This is a genomic window from Vibrio sp., assembly GCF_984391705.1.
In genome coordinates this window covers 183,693-200,959 of sequence record NZ_CFHWOM010000003.1, presented here as the reverse complement: position 1 = coordinate 200,959, position 17,267 = coordinate 183,693, and the positions used below count along the sequence as shown (strand labels likewise).

General features: G+C 41.8%; 20 protein-coding genes. 9 read left to right on the top strand and 11 right to left on the bottom strand.

Going from position 1 to position 17,267, the window contains the following annotated elements:
• Positions 1-22: 22 nt before the first annotated feature.
• Together AC4MRV_RS04465 and AC4MRV_RS04460 are read left to right on the top strand one after the other, a co-directional pair.
• Positions 23-583 (top strand): VC2662 family protein, encoded by a 561-nt coding sequence (locus tag AC4MRV_RS04465; RefSeq protein ID WP_491186216.1) that lies wholly within the window; start codon positions 23-25, stop codon positions 581-583.
• A gap of 285 nt (positions 584-868) precedes the next feature.
• The gene (locus AC4MRV_RS04460; RefSeq protein WP_491186215.1) at positions 869-1,090 is read left to right on the top strand and encodes a hypothetical protein; all 222 of its coding nucleotides are present in this window, start codon (positions 869-871) and stop codon (positions 1,088-1,090) included.
• Between the two features lie 2 nt (positions 1,091-1,092).
• On the opposite strand, the gene AC4MRV_RS04455 is transcribed toward AC4MRV_RS04460, so the two are convergent.
• Both AC4MRV_RS04455 and AC4MRV_RS04450 read right to left on the bottom strand, forming a co-directional pair.
• Positions 1,093-1,287, bottom strand: a complete 195-nt coding sequence (locus AC4MRV_RS04455; RefSeq protein ID WP_491186214.1) for a DUF1289 domain-containing protein — start codon at positions 1,285-1,287, stop codon at positions 1,093-1,095.
• A 71-nt stretch (positions 1,288-1,358) separates the two neighbouring features.
• Complete coding sequence (locus tag AC4MRV_RS04450) at positions 1,359-1,607, bottom strand: DUF1289 domain-containing protein (RefSeq protein WP_491186213.1); 249 nt, start codon at positions 1,605-1,607, stop codon at positions 1,359-1,361.
• A gap of 194 nt (positions 1,608-1,801) precedes the next feature.
• On the opposite strand from AC4MRV_RS04450, the gene AC4MRV_RS04445 reads away from it, so the two are divergent.
• From AC4MRV_RS04445 to AC4MRV_RS04415, 7 genes are all read left to right on the top strand, one after another.
• Positions 1,802-2,248 carry an META domain-containing protein gene (locus tag AC4MRV_RS04445; protein WP_491186212.1) on the top strand — a complete coding sequence of 149 codons (447 nt, stop codon included), beginning with the start codon at positions 1,802-1,804 and terminating at the stop codon, positions 2,246-2,248.
• 196 nt (positions 2,249-2,444) lie between these two features.
• Positions 2,445-3,587 (top strand): ABC transporter substrate-binding protein, encoded by a 1,143-nt coding sequence (locus tag AC4MRV_RS04440; protein WP_491186211.1) that lies wholly within the window; start codon positions 2,445-2,447, stop codon positions 3,585-3,587.
• A 29-nt stretch (positions 3,588-3,616) separates the two neighbouring features.
• A complete protein-coding gene (locus AC4MRV_RS04435) occupies positions 3,617-5,323 on the top strand; it encodes an ABC transporter permease (RefSeq protein WP_491186210.1) in 1,707 nt (568 codons plus the stop codon).
• Complete coding sequence (locus tag AC4MRV_RS04430; RefSeq protein ID WP_491186209.1) at positions 5,289-5,936, top strand: ATP-binding cassette domain-containing protein; 648 nt, start codon at positions 5,289-5,291, stop codon at positions 5,934-5,936. The genes AC4MRV_RS04435 and AC4MRV_RS04430 overlap by 35 nt, the downstream gene beginning before the upstream one ends.
• Positions 5,929-6,534: a CDP-alcohol phosphatidyltransferase family protein gene (locus AC4MRV_RS04425; RefSeq protein WP_491186208.1), complete on the top strand. Its 606-nt coding sequence runs from the start codon at positions 5,929-5,931 to the stop codon at positions 6,532-6,534. Before AC4MRV_RS04430 ends, AC4MRV_RS04425 begins: the two co-directional genes overlap by 8 nt.
• A gap of 161 nt (positions 6,535-6,695) precedes the next feature.
• The gene (locus AC4MRV_RS04420) at positions 6,696-7,712 is read left to right on the top strand and encodes a BMP family ABC transporter substrate-binding protein (protein ID WP_491186207.1); all 1,017 of its coding nucleotides are present in this window, start codon (positions 6,696-6,698) and stop codon (positions 7,710-7,712) included.
• Positions 7,712-9,190 carry a GGDEF domain-containing protein gene (locus AC4MRV_RS04415; protein WP_491186206.1) on the top strand — a complete coding sequence of 493 codons (1,479 nt, stop codon included), beginning with the start codon at positions 7,712-7,714 and terminating at the stop codon, positions 9,188-9,190. The genes AC4MRV_RS04420 and AC4MRV_RS04415 overlap by 1 nt, the downstream gene beginning before the upstream one ends.
• 59 nt (positions 9,191-9,249) lie before the next feature.
• Here the strand turns inward: AC4MRV_RS04415 and AC4MRV_RS04410 are convergent, their stop codons facing one another.
• From AC4MRV_RS04410 to AC4MRV_RS04370, 9 genes are read right to left on the bottom strand one after another with little or no spacing between them, the layout of a single operon-like run.
• The gene (locus AC4MRV_RS04410) at positions 9,250-9,879 is read right to left on the bottom strand and encodes an OmpA family protein (RefSeq protein ID WP_491186205.1); all 630 of its coding nucleotides are present in this window, start codon (positions 9,877-9,879) and stop codon (positions 9,250-9,252) included.
• Between the two features lie 23 nt (positions 9,880-9,902).
• Positions 9,903-11,153, bottom strand: coding sequence for a TadE/TadG family type IV pilus assembly protein (locus AC4MRV_RS04405; protein ID WP_491186204.1), 1,251 nt, complete (start codon positions 11,151-11,153; stop codon positions 9,903-9,905).
• A 4-nt stretch (positions 11,154-11,157) separates the two neighbouring features.
• Entirely contained in the window at positions 11,158-11,709 is a 552-nt protein-coding gene (gene tadF / locus AC4MRV_RS04400) for a tight adherence pilus pseudopilin TadF (protein WP_491186203.1), read from the bottom strand.
• The gene (locus tag AC4MRV_RS04395) at positions 11,699-12,187 is read right to left on the bottom strand and encodes a TadE/TadG family type IV pilus assembly protein (RefSeq protein WP_491186202.1); all 489 of its coding nucleotides are present in this window, start codon (positions 12,185-12,187) and stop codon (positions 11,699-11,701) included. Before AC4MRV_RS04395 ends, tadF begins: the two co-directional genes overlap by 11 nt.
• Complete coding sequence (locus AC4MRV_RS04390; RefSeq protein ID WP_491186201.1) at positions 12,187-12,948, bottom strand: tetratricopeptide repeat protein; 762 nt, start codon at positions 12,946-12,948, stop codon at positions 12,187-12,189. Before AC4MRV_RS04390 ends, AC4MRV_RS04395 begins: the two co-directional genes overlap by 1 nt.
• Positions 12,941-13,828, bottom strand: a complete 888-nt coding sequence (locus tag AC4MRV_RS04385; RefSeq protein WP_491186200.1) for a type II secretion system F family protein — start codon at positions 13,826-13,828, stop codon at positions 12,941-12,943. Before AC4MRV_RS04385 ends, AC4MRV_RS04390 begins: the two co-directional genes overlap by 8 nt.
• Before the next feature lie 2 nt (positions 13,829-13,830).
• A complete protein-coding gene (locus AC4MRV_RS04380) occupies positions 13,831-14,751 on the bottom strand; it encodes a type II secretion system F family protein (RefSeq protein WP_491186199.1) in 921 nt (306 codons plus the stop codon).
• Entirely contained in the window at positions 14,748-16,031 is a 1,284-nt protein-coding gene (locus AC4MRV_RS04375) for a TadA family conjugal transfer-associated ATPase (protein WP_491186198.1), read from the bottom strand. The genes AC4MRV_RS04380 and AC4MRV_RS04375 overlap by 4 nt, the downstream gene beginning before the upstream one ends.
• Positions 16,031-17,266: a CpaE/TadZ family protein gene (locus AC4MRV_RS04370; protein WP_491186197.1), complete on the bottom strand. Its 1,236-nt coding sequence runs from the start codon at positions 17,264-17,266 to the stop codon at positions 16,031-16,033. The genes AC4MRV_RS04375 and AC4MRV_RS04370 overlap by 1 nt, the downstream gene beginning before the upstream one ends.
• Between the last annotated feature and the right edge of the window lies 1 nt (position 17,267).

The following is a 17,267-nucleotide window of genomic DNA, read 5'->3' as shown; positions in this document are numbered from 1 at the left end:
TCACTGCTCTCTAGGAGTCACTATGAAAAAGTCTATTGCAACTTTCGCTCTAACAACGTTGTTTGCTTCGACCATGGTAAACGCAGCCACTCCGGTCATGTTTTCTTCTATTGATAATTTCAACGCGCCGGATAACAGCAATGTCGCTGGCGTCCGTTTGTCTGCCCTGCATGGTAAAGTTGATACGCTTAAAGGTGTCGATTTTTCGGTAATCGGATTGTCTGAAACAAACAAAACGACCGGGGTTAATTTTGGCTTATTCTTAGGCGCCTCGAAAGTAAACCAAGAAATGACGGGGGCCTCTCTTGGGCTTTTAAACTGGAATGAAGGGCTCACGACGGGCGTCAATTTAGGTGCCGTAAACCTCACCAACGACGTCCGAGGCGCAAATGTTAGCTTTGTAAACTTCTCAGAAGGCGACACCATGGTGGATGTAGGCGCTGTAAACATGTCGAATGAATCCACCGTTCAAGTAGGTATTTTTAACAAAACAGCCAAAATTGAAGGCGTACAAGTCGGAATTATTAACTGTGCAGACAATGGTTTCTTACCTTGCTTTCCTATAATCAACTTCGCCAAATAGCCTTATTCAATACATAGCCTTTATGAGGCTATGTATTGTTAAGCACATTTCCACCTTCAAGATCCCTACTAATTAAGTTATGTGAATTTTTTGTGAAGATAAATTCATGTTTAATAGTCAAACATTCGTTATTTTAGGCACTTAGAGTGAGAAAAATAGGATGTAAACGTGAGTATACTGGTCGAAATAAGAGAATAATTCTAAAAAGGCCTCTTTCCACATTGACGTTCATGAAATGTACTTCTAACTTTTCATATTAGTGTCATAACCAAGGAGGATCACCAAATGAAACGTGCTAGCAATTCATACCGTCTTCAACTGATTAAAGAGGTCGCAACAAGACGCGAGCGGCTCGGTTGCGGTGATCCTATGGCTACCTACATACAACACCTAATTGACACTCGTCCAGAAGATGAAAATAGTGCCGAACATAACCAACGCTTTTCAGGAAACCACTTCGACGAAAACGCTGGAGGATGGGTCAGTGATCGCTGGGGACTAAAATAGCGTCACACATTATTGTTATTGATAAAGAGAGATTGAGCTTCAAGCAATCGAAGTAGGATCTCTCTTTGCTCATTTAATGAGAGTCGATTCCAAGAATAACGTTCGTTTCGAGTACGCCCGCATCCAAGACAGCAACCGGAATGATCAAGCTGACACACTCCAATACACGGATTTAAGTCGTTCTTTCGTATCTCCATACTACACCTATAAAATATAGAATACGTTTAGTAGGTATAGACCAGATGGCTAACTAATTAAAGTATTGAATTTAAAAAAGATCTTGTTGGGGGTTTTCTGGATCAATAACTTCTGTGTCGATGGTTTTACCTTGCCTGATTTTCCGCAGATAACGCTGGCGACAAAGTTTAATGACATGCAGTTGCTGGGCTGGGGTCATTTCTAACCATTTAAAGCGTTCCTCACGCTTTCTCATACAGCCTCTGCAGTACCCTTTTTCATCCACAGTGCAGATACCAACACAGGGACTAGGAACGGTAAAAAACTCTAACTGCTCCATAAGCTGTACCTCAGACTATATACTTACACTCTACTTTACGTTAAGCATAATTGAATGTTTATCAATGACTTCCATTGTGTGATACACACCAAACTATGACGTTGAGCTGACAAAAACACCGTTTTATTAACTATACTAGCCCCATTCCTCGCCGAGGTATCGGCGTGACAATTCACATATTGGAGTTGATTATTATGAAGCTTAGTCCAAAAACACTGCTAGCCGCAATTTCCCTACCTTTGGTAATGACGGCGTGTGCAAGTAATGGTGACGATGTGAAACAAATTACAGCTCAAGATCTACAGCACCACAATTGGGAGCTTGTAAGTATTGACGGTAAAACAGTAACTGTTGAAGGTCGCCAGCAAGCCCCTCGCCTAGAAATTGGTGAAAAAATGATGGCTAATGGTAATGCCGGCTGTAATAACTTTTTCGGTCAAGGCGAGCTAAAAGATAACCAATTTCGCGTAGAGAAAATGGGTATGACCATGAAAATGTGTATCGGCGATATCATGGATACAGAGCAAGCATTCTCCCAAACGCTCTCTGACTGGAGTGATATGACTCTAACTAAAGATAGCCTTGAGCTGAAAAATGATACTCATACACTAACGTTTAAGCTTAGTGACTGGAAAAACTAAACCTTAAGCCATTTATTAAAGCAGCCTCAACAGGCTGCTTTTTTTATGCCTCAACCTAGGCTAAGTAACTCTTTCACCAATTAATCAGCCAAATACATAAAAAAACTGAATTTTTTCCGTCATAATGAATAGATATAGACGGTCTTCCGGTCTATGGATGAGAACTAAACCTACTTCACTATATTCAAGGATTGTTATGACAAGGTTGATCACATTATTAATCACCGCCCTCACTGCTACGACCGCCTTAGCAGCAGACACATGGCAGCAAATTACTGACAAAGCCAAAGGACAAACCGTTTATTTTCATGCGTGGGGAGGAAGCCAGGAAATTAACAACTACATCCGTTGGGCAGGCGACCAGTTAAACCAGCAATACGGTGTCACTCTTAAACATGTAAAAGTAACCGACATTGCAGAAACCACTACTCGATTAATCGCAGAAAAGGCTGCGGGTAAAAACCAAGGTGGTAGTGTCGATATGGTTTGGATAAATGGTGAAAACTTTAAATCGATGAAGTCTAACCAACTTCTTTTCGGACCATTTGTTGAGCAGTTGCCAAGTTGGCAATATGTCGATAAGTCTCTTCCTGTAGATAGTGATTTCTCAGAGCCTACCGAAGGATTAGAAGCACCTTGGGGCGTAGGGCAACTGGTTTTCATTCATGATACGAAGAAGTTAAACAACCCACCAGCTTCATTTAGCGAGTTACTAAGCTATGCAAAAGCGTATCCTAACCGAATCAGTTATCCCAAGCCGCCAGAATTTCATGGTACAAGCTTTCTTAAGGCGCTGTTAATTGAGCTTACAAACAATGACGATGCACTTCGTCAACCCGTTGATCCAAATGAATTTCAGCAAGTAACCGCGTCACTATGGAAATATCTTGACGAGCTTCACCCTGTTGCTTGGCGAAAAGGTAAACAGTTTCCAGCTGGAACAGCAGAAACAATCCAACTTTTAGACGATGGTCAGCTTGATTTAGCTATCACCTTCAATCCAAATGCTGTTTTCTCAGCTCAAGCAAATGGTACGCTTGCAGAGACTACTGCAGCCTATGCTATGGAAACTGGCGCGCTGTCTAACATTCACTTTCTAGCAATACCTTGGAACGCGAACGCTTCAGAAGGTGCTCAGTTAGCGATCAATTTCCTTCTAAGCCCAGAAGCTCAATCAAGAAAGGGAGATCTGTCTATCTGGGGTGACCCTTCCGTGTTAGATAATCAGTACGTTAATGGGTCAGCTAAAAATACTAAATTGTTCAAGTCTGTAGCTGAGCCACACCCTAGTTGGCAAACTGCCATCGAGATGGAATGGCAAAAGCGTTATGGTAACTAATTAGTTAACGTTATATACACGAGAGCCTGATGTTTAGAGCCCTATATTTAATACTCATCGCCTTAGTTGTGATACCAATTGTCCCTGGAATCATAGGCGTCATGCTCTCGTCTTTTAGCTATATTCCACCGCTTGGTTTGTATGACTTCTCGTTGTCCGGTTACCTCCAAGCAATCCATTGGCCTGGTTTACCCAAGTCGGCCACGTTAACCCTTCTATCTTCGCTTATCAGTACTTATTTAGCGTTGCTTTTAACCTTTATCATTTTACAAAGCTTTTGGAGTAGTAAAATCTGGCGATTCGTTGAAAACTTGCTGTCGCCACTCCTAGCAATCCCCCATGTTGCGTTCGCTATTGGTTTTGCTTTTTTGTTTTCACCAACTGGTATTTCTACCCGCATTATTGGGGCATTAGCAAATATCGAGTTAAACAACTTCAGCGCAACTTGGTTCGTCCAAGATCCCTATGCTCTAGGGCTGACTATCGCTTTGGCGATTAAAGAGCTGCCATTCTTGCTCCTAATGAGCATCCCTATTCTTAATCAACTGAATATTGGGAGAATGAAAAAAGTTTCTAATTCCTTAGGCTACTCCACTAATGAATTTTGGTGGAAAGTTGTTCTTCCTCAATGGCTCAACAAAATGAGATTTCCTTTGTTTGCTGTTATTGCCTATGGAGCCTCCGTTGTTGATTTTGCTTTAGTGCTTGGTCCAACGACGCCACCAACTCTTGCTGTACTGACATGGCAGTGGTTTTCTGAACCTGATTTGACCCTTCTTCCACGCGCAGCTGCTGGAGCTATGATTTTATTTAGCCTAACCGCAGCTCTTTTAGCTACTGTCTTCGGGATTGAGAAGTTTTCCGTAGGTTACTGCTCAACATGGCAATACTCTGGCCGTTTTGGTTTCGGACTACCTGGACGTACAGTTCTTGCAACCACCATTTTAATTAACTTGATGCTAATACCGATAATGGTCATTTGGTCATTAGCTCAACGCTGGCAGTACCCTGATCTCATTCCATCACGTTTTAGCCTTCGATATTGGGCAACGGAATGGGATAATTTTGTGCCAACAGTCACACATAGTTTGCTCATCGCAATTACCTCTGCAACATTCGCCTTATTGCTTGCCGTACTTGCACACGAGTACAGGGTGAAAAATCGCCTCCACCTGCCAGGAGCGCTCATCGCTTTACCCATACTAATTCCCCAGCTCTCTATCTTGTTCGGAATACAAATTGTGACGCTGTATATCTCTAGTGACAGTTACTATTTGTGGGTAGTTTGGTCACATGTATTCTTCGCTTTTCCATTTGTATATCTGTCTCTTGATGGACCTTGGCGAAGCTACGACAACAACTATACAAAAGCCGCCCTAAGCTTAGGAAAGCCACCGTTACATGTGTTTTTAACCGTCAAAGCGAAATTGCTACTTCAACCTATTTGCTATGCGTGGGCAATTGGCGCCAGTGTAAGTCTGGCTCAGTACTTGCCAACATTAATACTTGGTGGGGGACGTATCGCGACTATTACAACGGAAGCTGTTGCGCTTTCGAGTGGATTCGACAGACGTGTTACCGCGATTTATGCGCTATGGCAGGCCTTATTGCCATTCGTTTTCTTCTCTTTGGCTATTGTCTTACCGCGTATTTTGAACATCAAAGCCTCTCGTCGCTTACCTATTAAGGAACCTCTAACAAATGACGCTTCGTCTCGAAAACCTCGTCATCTATAACCGTGAAGGCGAAACTCTGTTTTCTCCAATTAATATGGAAGTAGAATCAAATACCGTAACCGTTGTTATGGGTCCTAGCGGTTGTGGAAAATCCACCTTGTTAAACTTTATTGCAGGGCATCATAGTGATGATTTTAATTACGAAGGAACGATTACACTCAACGACGAGGTTATCTCTGAGTTGCCCGCTCACAAGCGAAACATTGGTATATTGTTTCAAGATGACTTGCTATTCCCACACCTTAACGTTTGGCAGAACCTAGCCTTCGCCCTACCCAACTCAATAAAAAAAGCCGAGCGCGAAGAGCGAGCTCACCAAGCGTTAAAGCGAATAGGATTAGAAAATATTGCCCACTCCTACCCAAGTCAGATATCCGGCGGACAGCGAGCTAGAGTGAGCCTTATACGTATGCTATTAGCTAACCCTTCTGCTGTATTACTCGATGAACCTTTCAGCAAGCTCGATAAAGATCTTCGAATCCAGTTTAGGAACTGGGTCTTTGAGCAGTTATCAGAAGCTAAGATACCCACGCTGCTTGTTACACATGACCAAAGTGACGTGCCACAAACTGGTCAAATTGCAAATTTCGAATGGACCCACACCCATGCTTGATAGATATAGTATCCGCTTGATCCGTACGCCACTAAAAGTAATGGCGGCGCGCTGTAATAATATTGGAATAACTGCCGACCAAGTGACTATGATTGGTTTTGCAATAGGCTGCTTCGCATTACCAGCTTTAATTTACCAACATTATTGGCTAGCGCTCGTTTTTATCGCGATCAATCGCATCGCAGATGGACTAGACGGAGCTCTGGCACGAATTCAAGGGATCACAGACGCCGGCGGTTTTTTAGATATCAGTTTGGATTTTCTATTTTACTCCTTAATCCCGTTTGGTTTTGCTCTGGCTAACCCGACTGAAAACGCAGTTGCAAGTGCCTTCTTAATTTTTTCTTTCATTGGAACGGGTAGTAGTTTCCTTGCCTTTGCCGTAATGGCAAACAAACGCGGTATAGAGAATCCAATATACAAGAGCAAGTCACTTTACTATATGAGTGGTTTAACGGAAGGAACTGAGACTATTGCCTGCTTCGTACTGTTTTGTCTTTTGCCTCAACACTTTGCATTAATAGCGTATAGTTTTGGTATTGCCTGCTGGTTTACCACATTCACCCGTATCTATTCCGGTTACAAAACATTGAAGTAACGTTATTACCTGCCAAATGTCATGTGACAAGTTTTTATTACTAAAAACGTCAAAGTTTGACAGTGACAATTGAATGGCGGAGAAACATACAATAAAATTCGTCGTTTGCTGAAATGAACCCAATGCAGCCATATTCGCGCATAATAGCCGAAATATAATAAGTGAAGTTAGAATTGCATTACAAAATATCGCTGATTACAGCAGCGCTTTTCCTGTGCTCTCCTCTTGTGTTTGCCAGTTCAGACAAGTTAGCGCTCAATCCTATTGTTATATACAAAACATCACCTCAGTTGGGTGACTTCCTTGGGTTAATAGAACAAGGATTAGACAAATCTGACCGTTTACTTGGCTTGAATACCCAACGTAAAACGCTACGTAAAAATGAAAGCTATATTTCAGCAATTCAGAAGGCCATTGCTAAAGGGTTCGATCCCATTATTTCCGTGTACGCGACAAGTACGCCTGAACTTAAAAAAATCGTTACCACAAACCCTGGAACTCGCTTTGTTGTTTACGATGTTAGTTACGATGCCTCCAATAGCATCGGCATACTCTTTGATAATAGCCATGCTGCATATATGGTCGGATATTTAGCGGGCTTAAAAACCGAAACAGGCAATGTAGGATTTGTTGGCGGAGTAGACAGCCCTTCTGTTAACAATTTTAAATGTGGTTTTGAACTTGGACTACTTTCCTCTAATCCTAAAGCAATAATGCACACTGAGTATGTTGGCTCCACAACTAGCGCATGGAGCGATCGTACAGGAGCAGCCAACGCAGCCAATCGATTAATTGACCGTGGCGTTGATATTATCCTACCTGTAGCCGGAGCCGCCAGCCAAGGTATTTATAATGTTTCAAAGGAACGAGGAACATTGGCATTTGGCATCGATACTGATCAAAACCTCAACCACCCTGATGTTGTGATTGCTTCCATGATCAAGCATGTCGACAAAGCAACCTATGCTATTATGAAGCAATTACATTTAGGTATTTGGAACAGTAACCATAAACACTTTGGTACTACGCAGAATATGCTAGAGGTTAATTTAAATGCAGAACATGAAATGATTACCTCTGATGATCAGCGCTCCATAGATAGCTTAAATAAAAAAATGAAGATGCCAGCTAGTCAGCCACTGAAATTGCTTAACAAGAGCTGTAATAGACACCTATAATGAAACGTTTAACGCATAAGATAATTCTATACTACACAGTCTTCACTTTACTCCCACTTACTATCATGGGTGGTATAGGTTTTGTTTTCTATTATCAATCCAACCTGGACTCTCTTAACCATCAATTTTACGAGATAATTGAGTCTCAATCATTGAACGCCGTTCATGCCGCTATGGAGCTCGACACAGACGTCGCGCAACAAGTAGCAAATCATATTGCACATGTCGATCACGTCGTCAAAGTCGCGTTAAATTCCGATGTTTACGAGATGACCCTAGCCGAAGTCGTCACAACAGTAGAAGATCCGGAGACTAATCGTTTTGAGTTTCCTTTATACGACGCTTTGCACAATAAAGTAGGCACGATTGTGGTTGATAAAAACACCGATGCCATAGGTAAAGGGGAAATTGCTTCTATCCTCCCAATCGCATTCATTTTTGTTGCCGCGTTCCTCATTCTAGGCTTCCTATTTAGCCGGCGTGTATTAGCGCTGCTGAGCAAGCCTTTTTACGATGCTCAGAGATATGGGTACTTGATGTCTAAAGGTGAAATTAGTGTCGCGCCACCTGAACATCAATATGTAGAGTTTAGCGCCCTGTTTTCATCAATCGACAACCTTCGGGAGCGCTTGCTCAACAATATAGATGAACTAAGGAAAAGTGAGCAAAGGCTCAATACTAGCTATAACCTAACGCAGGTATGCCAGTTCGTTATTGATACCAAAAACAAAACGATCATTCGTTCCAACAATGAGTTTAAGCAACATTTTGGTAATACATCTGAAATCGCGACAGAGCTGCAACTGAGCTTGATCATGCGAATAGCAAATGATCGCATTCGCAATGGCCAGTACTACCAAGTTAATACACTGCAGGGTGAACGTTCATTTCAGTTTAATACCACAGACAGTGATGACTTTATCATAGAGTGTTCCGCGCTAGATGTGACGTCACTAATTGCAGCTAAGAAAGAGCTAGAAAAGCAGCTTATTACTGACTCTCTGACCAAAATTGGCAATAGAGTTGGGTTTAATAGACATATCGAGCGATTAGAAAAAAGACCCGAGAAAGAGTTGTTCTTTATCATGGTCGACCTGAACGGTTTCAAACCAATTAATGATACCTACGGTCATAGTGCTGGAGATTTCCTCCTTAAGGCAATCGCAAGTAGACTCGATAAGCACACCGACAGAACGAGTCAAGTGTATCGATTGGGAGGTGATGAGTTTGTGCTTATTTTTGAGGAACGATTCGATAGAGAAAAAGCAGAAACTCTTGCTAGAGCTCTGATTGAATGTATTAGCTCACCAATTGAATACCAAGGTGCATTGCTTCACGTATCAGCGAGTATTGGTGTCGCACGTAAACCTAGCGGTTATAAGAATATTGGTACTGTGATTCACAACGCAGACTTAGCGATGTACGAAGCAAAAGAGCAAAAAAGTGGATTTGCGCTGTCTTCCGACTTGTTAAATTAAAATAGATAAACAGCTAAATTGCGCTTAGTTGAGATTTAAGCGCAATTTAATTCATTGGGTTACAGTGTTGAAACTTCCACGCGTCTATTGAGCTTACGATTTTCATCGCTCATATTATCGACAAACGGCTTAGTTTCTCCATAACTTGTTGTGGTAATCAACTTAGCGTCGACGCCCTTTTCTACAAGATAGTTTTCAACTGATTTCGAGCGCTTCAAGCCAAGTGAGAAGTTGTACCCTGCATCACCAACATTATCTGTGTGTCCAGCAAGCTCTAGGCTCTGGGAGCGAGATTCAATTAATCTCAAAACTCGAGTTAAAACGTATTCAGATTGTTTCGTTAATGTAGAGTCATCAAAGTTGAAATAGACACGTGCTATCACTTCTGGATCCGTTGAATAGCTCACATCAGCGTTAGCTAGTAAATACTCTGAACAATTCAGAGACATACCAATTTGAGCCAACTCTTCACGCAACCAAGACATCTCTGGCGCCACGCGTCCAGACTTCACAACTTGCTGAAACCCACCTTGATGATTCATAATTTCAACACTGTTACCCACCTGCACCGAGTGTTCAAATTCGACACCATCTTGATTACAATAGAGTGCTAAAGGATCTTGCATTTCATTGGCGTGAGTATTCATAGCCAATAAAATCAGGCTTGCAGCCAAGGTACTTCTCTTCATTCTCATATTCATTTTACTTTTCATCAATTCAAGTGCCCGATTTCTTCTGTAATGAGCTCGAGTATTTTATTTAAGATATCGTCTTTGTTTTGCGCTTTATAAACGTTTTCTGCCCCTACACACTGCTGCAGAGCTCTATTCTTGTTCACATCATAATCAAAACCAACAACAGCTAGTCTCGCTTTTATTGCATGCCCATCGCTCGTTTTATCTGCGGATAATGTATCAACTATTTTGGTACACATTCCGGCATTTACTAATTGTTGATGCCTATTAGGATCGCCATCTTCCCCGTCAGATAAAACGATCAGCAAACGCCTCGGGTTCTTGCCCTTTTTGAGCATTTGAGCACCACGAATGATTCCTTGAAAAGAAGCGGTACCATGATTTGGGTAGAAGTTCTGAACACTATTATTGAACGAAGTATAGTTATCAGTTAACGGCAAATCGTTAAAGCGCGATCTATCATTGCTTTGTGAACGGCAGTAGCTACTGTTCTTTTCCACAAAAATGTCTCTTACCGTGCGCGAAGCATTAAAATAGCCATTTTTGGACACCATTTGAGTCAGCTTACAATAATAATTTTTGTTACTCGGCTTGGTATGCGTGTAATAATTAAATGCTGTCAAGCCAACAGTATTATCATCAGTATTGTTTAAGTCATTGAACTTTTGTAGTTCATTAGTTACTTCTTTAATGATGTTACGTAGATCAATATACTTTCTGTTTGAACCACCACTCCAATACCATTCCATCGATCCTGAATAGTCAGAAACAAAAATAATATCTACCGCTTCACTTTGGTACTTACGAGCAACTGCCGCACCTTTCGTAGAAAAGTTATCACCAAACCCTTCGATCGCCTTGTTACCTGGGAACCAAGAAGTATGCTTACTTGTCGCTTCAACTTCATACTGGAAGAAACGAGCTTCGCCTCTTGCTAAACCATCACGGCATTCTTTGATTTGGTCGCAATTATACTTTCTTATTTTAATTTCAGAGATTTCAGTCGTGTCATGTAAGTATGCTTCTAAATAATCAGTCGCGATTTTTCGGTTTACTCGACTACCGCTTTCTGGCCCTTGAGAGTCTTTGTTATCGTCATTGTGTGCCGCAATAGCAAGTACCGCTATTTCTGAAGCGTCTTCAATTCTAGCCTTAGTTTGTAGTGCCCTCGCGCCGTCACTAGCTAAAGTAAACAAGCCAAACAAGCCAGGAATAATCATTGCGAATAGTAGAGCAGCGTGACCACTTTGCTTCTTGATATGTCTCATTTCTCTACCTACCTATAATTACCGCATCAGAGGAGACTATGCGAAAATCACCTCCCAATATATCACCAACCCAGTTGTCAGTTTGGTAGCACAATGAGACTCGGTATAACGTTGCTTGTCGATCCCAAGACGTGACCACCGAAAGGTGACGCAAATCACTCAAGCGCGTCTGCAACGTACACACATCAGCACCAAAGTTAAACGTTCTTACTGGATTCGGATTACCATTACTCGCAAATGTCTGCTCCTCAACGATAACTCGATAGCGATTACTATCAAATGCAGAGCCACTCATTCGCGATAAAGACTCGCGCGAAATAACATACAATTGTCGAGCTTCACTATTTGTAATCTTGTAATCCTCGTCATACAACTGAGTACGCTCTTTAAGGATATTAACCATCGAATAAGACAGTCTGTCTAGCTTACCTTTCATCGATAACTTGATAATCACATCACCACTAAAAACAAGCAGCGTACTGAAAACCAAGCCTACAATCGCAAATTCAACACTGAATGATCCATTTTGTCTTTTACGTAACAGTCTAGAAAGCATCTCGTTCATACTCCTGTACAACGATTACTTCACGGCTCACTAAACTAGATGTGTCCATAAAATAGGTGAAAATGGAGTTGAAATCGTAATCTACTCTATAAATAGCCATGGCACTATTTGCGGCAGTGCCACATTCGGCAAAACTATCACCGTCAGGCACTTCACATGGGTTCACATTCGTTAAATCGGCAACAGCTCGAATATAGTTAACGGACATTCGAAAATTTGACTCATCAACCACTCCCGCCCACAACGCATCACTATCATTAATGACGTTCTGGAAAACAGTTCTGTAATCTCCATGAGACACTTTTGCTGAGCGTGCTGCCTCAGATACGGCCAAGTCAGAGATCGCACTGATATACGAGAGGTAGCTCATTTCAACCCATGCCATGCACATCAGCCAAAACGCCATAAATCCTAGAACAAACTCGATACTAGCTACACCCTTTTGATAAAAAGCTTTTACACCTTTCATTACTGTACAGCTCCGGTTGCTTCGGTTTTTAGAAGTTCAGGGTTAACTTGACTCGAAGGCTCACTATTTCTCAACGCCGCGAAATGATTGAATGCATCTTCCTCGCTCACTTCTGGGCCTAGCATTGTTCTCAAATACTCAAAGTTACCCAATTTCGCTAGTGCCAACATAAGATTTGCCTGCACCTGGGCATCGGCTTGTTCATTAGTGTAAATTGGCATCAGTCGTTGCACCGCATCTAAATAGTGCCCTTCGATGATGTCGAGTACCGCAAGGTTATTCTTAATAGTGATGTCATCATAGAAATTGCTTCTTGCCAGGTTGAACATCATACGAGCTTTGTTGTAGTCACCATTCGCTGAATAAAGTAAGCCTGACAAATTCAAGATTTCAGCATTTCCAGGGTCCAACTCTTTAGCTCGTTCAATATCGTTCAACCCTTGCTTAAACTCACCGAGCTCATATAAAGCACTGGCATTTACAGATAATGCTTCGGCCGATACTATTTTTTGTGATACTAGGGGTTGCAAGGTAAACAAAGCAGAATCTGCGTCTTTTATTTTCAAGTAACTTCGCGCAAGTTTAATACGAGTTTCCGGCGTATCGTTTTTGCTGAGTTCCGATTTATAGAAACCCACTAGCTCACTGTAATTTTGCGCTTGAAGCAGCAGGGACTCTTTATTTAAAGTGCTATCTGGAGTTGTCGTAGAGACACAGCCAACCAGCACTAAAGCAGCAAGAAGAGGCACAAATTTAAACATTAGACATCATCCTCAAGATTCCCGGCGCTGCAATCAAAATAACGATGGGAACCATAATAAATAGTATTAGCGGAACAGACATTTTTGCTGCTAACTTACCTATCTTCTCTTCTAGAGTAAGCATTTGAACATCTCGAATGTCCCCGGCAAGCGTAGTAAGGACACCATAAATAGAGGAACCGTATTGCAAACTCTGCTTAAGTGTCATGACGAAGCTTCGCATCTCACTGGAGGGGATATCTTCATAAAGTTCATCGAGTGCTTTCTGCATACCAACCAAACGGGACCTATCATTTGTCCTCTTTAACAACCCTGCGAGTTCCTTATCAAACCCCGCCATCTCTTTAGATAAATAATTCATCGCAGATTCAATTGTCATACCCGTTTGAACACAGACAGCTAAAAGGTCCAATAAATATGGTAGCTGTTGGGAGACACGTAAAACCCTTGCTTTACCTCTGCTGTCCAAAATTGCGTCAGGAAGAATGATACAGGCAATCAACCAACAAGCCATAAATGCGACAAGAGCGGTAGTCGACATATCACTTTGGAGCGAATATATATATATACCAAGGCACCCTAGCATTAGCGCTCCATATTTGATTGGCATATAGAAGTTTACCCACTTACTTTTCGTAGATATCCCTGCTCTCTTAAACTTTTCATTGATCTCTTGGTTGTTACTTTCTACTACAGGTTTGGTCACTTTCTCGGATACGAACTCAACAAAACCCGCCATGCGATTTGATTCTGACTTAAGAGAAAGCTGGGTAAGGAACATTTTCCGTTTAACTAATCGGAAAATCACCAATGCGATTAACACAACTCCCAGGAAAACTGAACAGAGTTGAAGAAATACGTATAACTGCGGAGAGATCATTACTATCGAACTCCTCTCATCAATCCCCAGACGATGGCAATACCTAGAGTCTCACTAATCAGCATGTAGTAAAGTATTGGCTGCCCCTTAGGGTGATTCATTACAAAGTCGTAATTCTCTGGACTCAAAAATTGAAGTACAAATAAGAAAAAGAATGGAATAGCAGCAACAATCTTTGCCGATGTACGCGCTTCTGAAGTTAACGCATACTTCTTCTTCTCAATAGCCCTTGCGTCAAACATCAAACGATTCAAACGCGTAATAACATCTTTTAACTGACCACCGCGCTGCATATTTGCGCGGAGCGTAATAACAAAAAACTGAAAGGAACGATAAGGAAAACGGTTACAAGACTTGCGAAAAACCGTATCGGGAGACTCGCCTAGCTGCAATCTTTCTCCCATTCTCTTAAACTCTTCACCAACACTCCCCTCTAATGATTTGCCAACAAATATGATCGAGTGCATCAAACTTTCACCCGAGCTTACCGCACTTGCTAGCATATTTAAGGCATCAGGAAAGGACATCTCAAATTCTTTTTCCTGACGCTGCTCTAGTAGCGTTAATCCAACAAATACACCAATGATTTGCCCGATGATCAAAACATAAAATGGATTAAAGCGTAAAAATGTATTGTTTATATAGAAGCATGCAAGAGCAACTAACATACAAAAAGCGAGAATCTTTAAGAGAGCAAACTTGCCAAGCTGCAGTTTAACGTTATTGAATCGTCGAACCACTTTTTGAGAAAACGTCTCACCAGTTAGGCTATTGAAATTTACGGCCTTGTGGTCTTCGTCCATTGAGCTTACAAACAAGGTTTGATTCAACTGCTCTAAGTACTCGTTTTCTTTACGTTTTGATGGCCAAAACGCAATAACGAACAAAAGCCCACCTATGATTAGAGAAAGCCAGAAGATCATATTGCTTCTCGAGCCGCAAATAGTTGACTAAGTTGAGCATCTAAACCAAAGAACTTCGCTTTCTCCACTAAAACTGAACGTTGCATCAAGCCTGCAGTAACAAAGTTTCCGCGCACTTTTCCATCATCTCCTTGCATCTGATTAGGCACAAAACGGAAGATCTCTTCCAGAACAACACTTTGTCCTTCAAGACCCACAACCTCAGACACACTCATTACTTTACGCGAACCATCATGCAAACGGCTGATCTGAATAACAAGATCGACAGCACTAACAATATTGCGGCGAATAGCCTCTAGAGGTAAGTTGTTAGTCGCCATCATCACCATAGCTTCGACACGAGCAAGAGCATCACGAGGTGTATTGGCGTGCAATGTAGACATCGAGCCATCGTGACCTGTGTTCATGGCCTGAAGCATTTCGAATGCCTCACCGCCACGACACTCACCAACGATAATTCGGTCAGGACGCATACGAAGTGAGTTGATAACAAGGTCTCGCTGATCGATTGCACCAGTTCCTTCAATACCGGAAGTTCGCGTTTCCAACCGCACAACATGGGGCTGTTGAAGCTTAAGTTCAGCCGCATCTTCGATAGTTACAATACGTTCTTTCTCAGAAATAAACTGCGAAAGAGCGTTAAGCATGGTTGTTTTACCAGAACCTGTACCACCGGAAATCAAAATATTAAGACGACAACGAGCTGCGATCATAAGAAGCTTAGCCATTTCAGGGCTCATAGCACCAAATTCGACAAGCGCGTCGAAGCTTAAGCTGCCTTTTTTGAACTTACGAATAGAAATGGACGTTCCATCGATCGCAATTGGGGGAATAACAATATTTACACGACTACCGTCTGGCAAGCGGGCATCACAAGTTGGTGATGAGTCGTCAACTCGGCGTCCAACACGGGCAGCAATTCGTTTAGCTATTTGAATTAATTGTTCTTCGTCAATAAATGTTACTTCCGACTTTTCAACTAAACCATTACGCTCCACGAATACATTATCGCAACCATTGATCATGATATCGCTGATGGATTCATCTTCCATCAGAGCTTGCATTGGCCCTAAGCCATGAATTTCGTTAACTAGACTTTGAACGTAATCAGCTTTAACGATGGAAGGTACTGACCACCCCTGACGTTCTATAAGGAGTTCTACGGCTTCAGCAAGTTGTTTACTTAACTGCTCTTTAGTCAGAACTGTTACAGCTTCACTATCTAATGCTTCAAATATCTGACGACGTATGGCTATAAATATCGATTTCGAGTGATCCATTATTGACGACCTCTCTTAATTAACTTGCTTAACAACCCAGCCTTGCTGATCTCGCGCTTTTCGCCAAGTAATGCTGCTGTAATTTGCTTAATACTTTTACTTATTGGCAACTTCAACTCATGAAGGTGCTTTCCTTCAAGCAGCGCTTTGCTCATCTGACCATCATAAGGACAAATAACATCAATGGGTCTACGCAGGTATTTTTCGATTTCTTCTTTAGTTACTGTCGAATGTTTCTCTGGCGCTGTATGATTAATAACCACGATAATACGTGCTTTTGTCTCTAAATCTTTCAACTGAGAACAAACTCGACTGGCATCTCTTAGGCATGAAACCGTTGGCTTTAAGACCAAGACAATGGCATCACATTCCTTAGCGCTATATTCAAGATCGTATTTGCTGTTGACTGAGCGAGAAAGGTCTTCGATCAAAAAGTTGGTTTGCTCAGAGAGTTCATCAGACAAAGTTCTCACATATTCCTTCATCTGAATTTCATTGAGATCTTTAGACTGCACTGACAAAATCGATAGCATCGACGTTATTTTTTGAGTCATATTTAACGCATATGACGTATCTAAGTTAGACGTCAACGCACCAGGTGGAATATCTTTCTTCTCAAACTTTTTAAGTCCAAGCAATATGTCCAAGTTGCCACCAACAAAGTCATGGTCAACTACGACACATGAGCTGTTTTTCTTACTCGACAGTTCACAAGCAATTTCTGCGACTAATAATGAGTTACCCACGCCCCCGCTGGCTCCCCAAAATGCGACCTTTTTCGCCTCACGTGCTTTACCTAAGCCAGAGTTACGTTGACGGTTGTCAGATACATTTTTTACGAAGTCGATAAGCTCTTGTTTACTTACTGGCCAGAATAGGTAGTAAAAACCCATCTCTTTGAGGTTTCGAATCGTAGAAATTGCATCTTCGCTACCGATAACAATCACTGATGCCGAGTTAGGTAGCAAGTGACTAATGCGTCGCATATCTTCTGTTACATTCGCACTTTCATTAAGCTCGACAATAACAATTTCTAACGCACTGCTACGCGCATGCTTCTTGATGACCTCATCATCATTTTCCAACAACTTAGGGACAGCAAGGCCTTCAAACGTAAACGCTTCTTCTACCAACTTGCGGCAGACTTCGGTTTGATAGAATAGAACCGATGACAGCCCCTGAGCTTCTGGTTCTTGAGAGTCTGACGGTTTTAATAGTTCTACTAAATCTAACATC

Bases quoted from the DNA above. Each gene is read 5' to 3' on its own strand.
- AC4MRV_RS04465 (WP_491186216.1), top strand. From the start codon at position 23: ATGAAAAAGTCTATTGCAACTTTCGCTCTAACAACGTTGTTTGCTTCG.
- AC4MRV_RS04460 (WP_491186215.1), top strand. From the start codon at position 869: ATGAAACGTGCTAGCAATTCATACCGTCTTCAACTGATTAAAGAGGTC.
- AC4MRV_RS04455 (WP_491186214.1), bottom strand. From the start codon at position 1,287: ATGGAGATACGAAAGAACGACTTAAATCCGTGTATTGGAGTGTGTCAG.
- AC4MRV_RS04450 (WP_491186213.1), bottom strand. From the start codon at position 1,607: ATGGAGCAGTTAGAGTTTTTTACCGTTCCTAGTCCCTGTGTTGGTATC.
- AC4MRV_RS04445 (WP_491186212.1), top strand. From the start codon at position 1,802: ATGAAGCTTAGTCCAAAAACACTGCTAGCCGCAATTTCCCTACCTTTG.
- AC4MRV_RS04440 (WP_491186211.1), top strand. From the start codon at position 2,445: ATGACAAGGTTGATCACATTATTAATCACCGCCCTCACTGCTACGACC.
- AC4MRV_RS04435 (WP_491186210.1), top strand. From the start codon at position 3,617: ATGTTTAGAGCCCTATATTTAATACTCATCGCCTTAGTTGTGATACCA.
- AC4MRV_RS04430 (WP_491186209.1), top strand. From the start codon at position 5,289: ATGACGCTTCGTCTCGAAAACCTCGTCATCTATAACCGTGAAGGCGAA.
- AC4MRV_RS04425 (WP_491186208.1), top strand. From the start codon at position 5,929: ATGCTTGATAGATATAGTATCCGCTTGATCCGTACGCCACTAAAAGTA.
- AC4MRV_RS04415 (WP_491186206.1), top strand. From the start codon at position 7,712: ATGAAACGTTTAACGCATAAGATAATTCTATACTACACAGTCTTCACT.
- AC4MRV_RS04410 (WP_491186205.1), bottom strand. From the start codon at position 9,879: ATGAAGAGAAGTACCTTGGCTGCAAGCCTGATTTTATTGGCTATGAAT.
- AC4MRV_RS04405 (WP_491186204.1), bottom strand. From the start codon at position 11,153: ATGAGACATATCAAGAAGCAAAGTGGTCACGCTGCTCTACTATTCGCA.
- tadF (WP_491186203.1), bottom strand. From the start codon at position 11,709: ATGCTTTCTAGACTGTTACGTAAAAGACAAAATGGATCATTCAGTGTT.
- AC4MRV_RS04395 (WP_491186202.1), bottom strand. From the start codon at position 12,187: ATGAAAGGTGTAAAAGCTTTTTATCAAAAGGGTGTAGCTAGTATCGAG.
- AC4MRV_RS04390 (WP_491186201.1), bottom strand. From the start codon at position 12,948: ATGTTTAAATTTGTGCCTCTTCTTGCTGCTTTAGTGCTGGTTGGCTGT.
- AC4MRV_RS04385 (WP_491186200.1), bottom strand. From the start codon at position 13,828: ATGATCTCTCCGCAGTTATACGTATTTCTTCAACTCTGTTCAGTTTTC.
- AC4MRV_RS04380 (WP_491186199.1), bottom strand. From the start codon at position 14,751: ATGATCTTCTGGCTTTCTCTAATCATAGGTGGGCTTTTGTTCGTTATT.
- AC4MRV_RS04375 (WP_491186198.1), bottom strand. From the start codon at position 16,031: ATGGATCACTCGAAATCGATATTTATAGCCATACGTCGTCAGATATTT.
- AC4MRV_RS04370 (WP_491186197.1), bottom strand. From the start codon at position 17,266: ATGTTAGATTTAGTAGAACTATTAAAACCGTCAGACTCTCAAGAACCA.